The organism is Caballeronia arvi (assembly GCF_001544695.2).
In the GTDB taxonomy this organism is placed as follows: Bacteria; Pseudomonadota; Gammaproteobacteria; order Burkholderiales; family Burkholderiaceae; genus Caballeronia; species Caballeronia arvi.
This window is the reverse complement of sequence record NZ_FCOM02000028.1, coordinates 90325-96570: the sequence shown is the minus strand read 5'-3', so window position 1 is coordinate 96570 and position 6246 is coordinate 90325. Positions and strand designations below refer to the sequence as shown.

Genomic DNA, 6246 nt, shown 5'->3' with positions numbered 1-6246 from the left:
TCGTCTGGCCACGAACCTACGTCAAAACACGACATTTCTATCTGGCAGAAACACGACATTTCTATCTGGGACCTACATACGAAAATGCGTTAATAAGTATTATGTCAATTGTGATTGGCTATCCGGTCATGGCGGCGGCTGGAACTGGAACTGGCGCTTGCGTGCGACATGCGGATCGCTGTGGAGACCGCACGCGCCGGCCTGCCTGAAATCACGCTGGCGAGCTTGCAAGGCCTCGCATCTGCTGCCCCACCCGCGCCGGGCGCACCGCCCGCCAAGGCGGTCGCGCGCACGGACGCGAAGTTTCATCGCGTGCAACATCCGTAGCCTGCGCTCGTGCGTCGCCGCCAATGCATGGAGGATGCAAGGCTCTGCGCATGAGAGACAAGTCCCCGCACGAGAGGGACGCATTTCTACGCGATACGGGGAAGAACCGCATGAAACCGGCAAAGAACGGACGATGGACCCGGCGTGGCCGGCGGCGGCTCTTCATCGCCCTCGCTGCGCTCGTCGCCGTGCTGATCGCGATCGGCTCGGGCTTGCTGCGACATGTCAAGGCGGACCGGCACGACAGTGCGCTGCAGGCGACGAGCATCGTCTATCACATGCGGCAGGACCCGTCGCCATGGACGCATACCGAAGAGGACGCCTCACGCATGCTCGCGGATATCCGCGAAAAGCGCGTGGCCGCGATCGGCGTGACGGTCGATGCCATCCTCGTTTCGACGAAAAGCGGCGCGCGCTATTTCGTCACCGATCGCTTCGCGGTGTTCTCCCAGTCGCTGCTGCTCAATCCGACCAAGGGCGACAGCGCGCCGGACTATCAGATCGCGTGGTTGCCGAACGTTTCTGTCGGTACGCAAGCGGGTGTCGGCCCGCTGCTCGGCATGTTTCGCGACTGGGCCAGCATGCTGGTGTACGTGCTGATGCTGGCTCTGATGCTCTGGTACATGCGCCGTGAGATGAAGGGCGAAGCCACGCTGATCGACGCGCCGCCCGACATGTGCTTCGACGACGTGATCGGCGCGGTCGAAGCGAAGGCCGCGCTCGACGACATCAAGGCCTATCTGCGCGATCCGAAGTCGTTCACGAAAATGGGCATCCGGCCGCCCTGCGGCGTGCTGATGACGGGCGGTCCCGGCGTCGGTAAGACACGGCTCGCGCAGGCGCTGGCGGGTGAATGCGGCGCGCATTTCATCGCCATCACGGGAAGCTATTTCAGCGCAAAGTATTACGGCGTCGGCATTCAGAAGGTCAAGCATTTGTTCAGGACGGCGCGCAAGCACGGCCCGGCGGTGATCTTCATCGACGAAGCCGACGGGCTTGCCGCGCGCACCAGCGGCGCGTCCGGTTCCGCCGATGGCGAAAGCAACCGCATCATCAATCAGCTGCTCGCGGAAATGGACGGCTTCGAGAAGAACGAAGGCGTGATTGTCGTCGCCGCGACCAACTTCCCCGACCATCTCGACGAGGCGCTGCGCCGTCCGGGCCGCTTCGATCGCATCGTGCCGGTGCGTCTGCCGGACGTAGTGGATCGCGTGAAGATTTTCGAGTATTACCTGGGCAAGCTGCCATCGCGTTCGGCGGACATCGACTGCGATCAGCTCGCGCGGCTGACGGTCGGTTTGTCGCCCGCGTCGCTGTCGATGATCGTCAATCAGGCCGGGCTGATCGCGCGCAGGCAAGGCGCGGGCATGGTATGCGCCGGGCATCTGCGCGAGGCGGTCAAGGTGGTGCGCATCGGTGATGTGAGCGGCGCGCAGAAGGCGCTCGATGCGGACGAAGTGCGTCGCGTCGGCGTGCATGAAGCGGGCCATGGCATCATCGCGGCGCTGCTGGGCGCGGGCGTGCTGGAGGAATTGACGGTATTGCCGCGCGGCGGCGCATTGGGCATGGCACTCATCACGAAGCCGCAGGACAAGCATCTGTATCGCCGCAGCGAGCTGGAAAAAGAACTGATCGTGCTGCTCGGCGGACGCAATGCGGAGTTGCTGGTGTTTGGCGAGGCGTCGAGCGGCGCGGCGCAGGACTTGCAGGAGGCATCGCGCATCAGTCTGGAGATGGTGTCGCGGCTCGGATTCGGCAGCGAAGGCAATCTGTTCAGTCTCGCCGCGCTGCCTCGCGAGATTGCAGGACGGCAACTCGACAGCGCGATCGAACAGGCCAACGCGCTATTGAACGAAATGAACGAGCGCTGCTTCGACCTCCTCAGGCGGAATCGGTCGATTCTGGAAGATGTCACGCGCGCGCTCACCGAGACCGAGACGGTGCCCGGCGCATATGTCTACGAACTCATCCGCAAGAGCGGAGTCACGCCATTGCGCGAGCGGGAAGCGGTGTGTTTCAGTGCTGCGGCGTGTGGTGCGGAAGCACGCGCATGATGCCCTTCAGATTTAATTAGCGATACTTATCGATGATCTCGAACAGTCGCTGACACGACGTGGCGACGTGCTGTTGAGGCGCCGTCGCAACCCCGAGCAAGAGGCCGGACCGAGTCCAGGCCGGATTCGCAAACCACACGGACAAAGGCGATGGCGCCATGCCGACGGTCATCGCTTCGCGAACGATCCGCACGTCGGGCGCTCCATCAGGGAGACGGAGAAGTACGGCCAGGCCGGCATGAACCCATTCCGCGTCGCGCATTCGCAACTGCTCGCAGAGTGCGTCACGCTGGGCCGAATATAGACGCTTGAGCCGACGCACCCGGCGGATGTAGTGGCCGTCACGCATGAATTGAGCCATGGCTAGTTGAATTACCGGTGACGGAGCAGGCGCAAGTGTTGCGGCCACCTCGGAGAATGCGTTAGCCAGTTCGGTCGGCGCCACGATGAATCCAAGCCGCAGAGCCGGGCTAACCGTCTTGCTGAACGAACCGATATGGATGACCCGTTTGCCCTCCCCCAGCGATGCCATCGCAGGCGCCGGCCTACCTTGTAGTTGTAGCTCGCCGAGGTAGTCGTCTTCAATGATCCATGCGTCGCTCGAGGCGGCCCATTCAAGTAGCTGAAGACGTCGCCTCAACGACAGGGTCGGACCCAGCGGAGCGTGTTGACCGGGCGTCAAGACGGCTAACGCAGCGTCTTCGGCAATCTCCAGGCCGTAGTCGACATTGAGGCCGTCTGCATCAACCGGCACCGGCACGATATTCAAGCGAGCGAGCTCCAGACCTTTTCGGGTGACCATGAAACCGGGCTCTTCCATCCAGACTTTCTTACCGTCCAGACTCAACACCCGCAGTGCCAGGCCTAAGCCGGAGCTATACCCCGAAGTGATAAACACCTGCTCAGGGTGGCAATGGAAGTTTCTGGCAATGGAGAGATGGCCCGCGATCTCCCTGCGTAATTCGAACTCCCCTCTGGGATCGGGATAGAGCAAGGACGATAAACATCCGGTCTTCAGTAGATTGGATGAGCGCGCCCGCGAAAAAAGCTTATCCGGTAATCCTTCAAACGCAGGAACGCCGAGCTGAAAGATCGCCGGCCCAGCGTTCATTTCCTCATAGGCCCTCATGAACGTTCCAAGCCGCGGCGCTGCGGGTTGAGTCGCCGCCACGTAGGGCCGCGGGGCCACACGGGTGCCCCCTGCCCCGAATGTTTCGATCATCTGAGCGTCGGACAACCGTTCATATGCCGCTTGAACTGTGCCGCGCGCCACGCCGAGCTGTGCGGCGAGGTCCTGCCACGAGGGCAACCGGGTGCCAGGTGCAAGCACGCCCGACTCTATGGCCTTGCTGATGCTCTCTCGAATCTGTTCTGCCAAAGCAAGCTTCGCTGTCCGGTCGAGCTGAATCTGGAAGTCTGAATCCATGTTCTTAGTACACACAGAATTGGGTGATCTTGGTCCTTCTATTTGCACCATCGATGGTACAGAATATTTGCATCATCATTGATCGAAACGTAAGGCCAAATATGATGGCGGCTTTGCTCGGAACCTGTTGCGTTCAACGCAAGCGCGCCCTTGCCTGGCTCTAGACGCGAGACAGCATCGGCCTGGCCGTCTCTGTGAAAAGCGATGCCCGAACATGCAAAACGAACGTTCACCCTTGCACGTCTCGATTGTGGAGAAGCTGTCGTCGACGACGATCAGCATTCGCTGGAGCGATCCTTGTCTGGGTCACTACGCGAATCAGATCTGGGGTATCGGTTCTGCGCGTGCGGATGCCATTTGTGTCCTCTCCGGTAAGCCGATTCGCCGCGGGGATTCGATATTTCGTCCTCGTGCACATGGATCGCAGGTTCCGATCAACCGGCACCGGATGATTCTGGCTTCTGCAGTATCCGGCTTTCTCCATGCACCAACGCCTTGAACCAGATCAAAGCGGGTGAACAACGCAGGCATATACATCGGAAAGCGTTTCACCCAACACACCCTTCCCATGCCGAGGTCTAACGGAATCGTATGTCCCAAGTCGACTGGCTGAGTCAGCTGCTGCAAATGGTCTCCGTCACCGGACGGCTGGAGGTCCGTTGCTCCTACGGTGCGCCGTGGCGTGTGGCGTGGCCGCAGGCCGAAGCGCGCGAGATCCCGTATCACGTCGTGCTCAAGGGACGCGCCATCGTCGAAGATCCGCAGACAGGGACGACCAGGGAACTGGTGGGCGGCGATATCCTGCTGATCCCTGACGGGGCGGCGCATATTCTGCACGATGGCAGCGGACGTGTCCCGGGGCCGACCTATGAACGCCAGAGTTCTGCTGGCTTGACGTTCAGCGAGAATGACGGCAACGGCGAGCATCTGGATATGTTGTGCGGGCGATTTCACATTGGACCGCCTCATGATCGGCTGATTCGCAATTACCTGCCCACCAATATGGTGATACGGACCATGGATGGCGGCGGCGAAACGGGTATCGAGTCCGCTTCGACCCATCTCGCCAGCTTTGTCAGGCTGATGCGCGAAGAGGCCACGGGCGAAAAAGTGGGAGGATGCGCGATCCTGAACGCGCTCAGTTCGGCGCTGTTCACCCTCGTACTTCGCGAAGCGAGCAAGTCTGATCAGGCGCCGGCTGGATTGTTGGCACTGGCCGGTCATCCACGGCTGGCGCCTGCCCTCTCAGCCATGTTCTCCGATCCCGCTCGGGCATGGACGCTGCCTGATCTGGCCGGCTTGTGCAGCATGTCACGCGCTACCTTCATGCGTCACTTCCAGGACACGCTCGGCCGTTCGGCTATCGATTTGCTGATTGATATCCGCATGAGCCTGGCTGCAAACGAGCTGAAGAAGCCTGCGACGACAGTCGAAGCGGTCGCGGAATCGGTAGGCTATCAATCCGTTTCTTCATTCCGGCGCCTGTTCGCCGACAGAATGGGCATGACGGCGGGTCAATGGCGCCGCCTTGCGCGCGAAGATCAGCAGTAGCCGAGAACCCTCGCTTCGCTTCCGGTGTGATACCCGCGTCATCTTCACTTCGATCTCGACGAGACGGAATGCTCCCTTCCCGTTGACTTGATCCTTTTGGACATTTTATTGAGCAAATGCGGTCGTGAAATTGCTTTTGCGTAGCCCTAAAGTAGAGACTCCCAGCCACCTGATGCATCCGCACCGATAGGAAACACCATGAACAATGGAGCAAGCATGACCAATGCAGTCATCGAATGTATCCTGAGCCGCAGCGCCGCCAAGTATTACGATCCCGCTGCTACCTTGAGCGACGACCAGATCCGCGAGCTCGTGCGGATCGGCACCAGTGCGCCGACATCCTTTCACTTGCAGAACTGGCGCTTCATCGCCGTACGCACGCCTGAAGCCAAAGCACGGCTGAGTCCGATCGCCTGGAACCAGCCCGCCATCACCGATGCCGCTGTTACCTTCATCGTGTGTGGACAGCTGGTCGATACGAGCGTCATACCGGAGCGCCTGGCTCCGCTGGTGAAGGCGGGCATCATGCCGGCCGCGATGGTGTCGGAGTGGGAGAACCCCGCACGCGATCTGTACATGGCGTATCCGCAGCGCCGGCGCGACGAAGCCGTACGCACGGCCTCGTTCGGCGCGTCGGCGATGATCTATGCGGCCCGCTCACTGGGTCTGGGTTCGACACCGATGATTGGTTTCGATGCCGACGCAGTTCACCGCGAGTTCCGACTCGCCGCAGACGAAGTGCCCGTCCTGCTGTTGTCCGTAGGACCGGAGCGAGCAGGAAACTGGGCGCAGAAGCCGCGCCGTCCCGTGGACGATGTGTTGGCGCTCGTATAGGCGCGTCGTACAGAATAACCATAAGGCCGCGAAAACAGGCGGCAGGCACTATTT

General features: G+C 61.0%; 6 protein-coding genes. 5 read left to right on the top strand and 1 reads right to left on the bottom strand.

Annotation, left to right across the window (positions count from 1 at the left end):
• A partial coding sequence (locus AWB74_RS47380; RefSeq protein ID WP_235024683.1) for a hypothetical protein occupies positions 1–209 on the top strand: 209 nt, incomplete at its 5' end.
• A gap of 228 nt (positions 210–437) precedes the next feature.
• Positions 438–2381, top strand: a complete 1944-nt coding sequence (locus AWB74_RS26265) for an AAA family ATPase (protein ID WP_061149586.1) — start codon at positions 438–440, stop codon at positions 2379–2381.
• Positions 2382–2397: 16 nt separating this feature from the next.
• On the opposite strand, the gene pdxR is transcribed toward AWB74_RS26265, so the two are convergent.
• Positions 2398–3807, bottom strand: coding sequence for a MocR-like pyridoxine biosynthesis transcription factor PdxR (gene pdxR / locus AWB74_RS26260; RefSeq protein WP_061149585.1), 1410 nt, complete (start codon positions 3805–3807; stop codon positions 2398–2400).
• Positions 3808–4021: 214 nt separating this feature from the next.
• Here pdxR and AWB74_RS26255 point away from each other — a divergent pair, with 214 nt between their 5' ends.
• The 3 genes from AWB74_RS26255 to AWB74_RS26245 all read left to right on the top strand — a co-directional run bounded on the left by AWB74_RS26255 (position 4022) and on the right by AWB74_RS26245 (position 6192).
• Positions 4022–4306: a DUF3331 domain-containing protein gene (locus AWB74_RS26255; RefSeq protein ID WP_087039201.1), complete on the top strand. Its 285-nt coding sequence runs from the start codon at positions 4022–4024 to the stop codon at positions 4304–4306.
• 92 nt (positions 4307–4398) lie between these two features.
• Positions 4399–5358, top strand: a complete 960-nt coding sequence (locus AWB74_RS26250; protein ID WP_061149584.1) for an AraC family transcriptional regulator — start codon at positions 4399–4401, stop codon at positions 5356–5358.
• Between the two features lie 198 nt (positions 5359–5556).
• On the top strand, positions 5557–6192 hold the full coding sequence (locus tag AWB74_RS26245; protein ID WP_061149583.1) for a nitroreductase family protein: 636 nt from the start codon (positions 5557–5559) through the stop codon (positions 6190–6192).
• Positions 6193–6246: the final 54 nt, after the last annotated feature.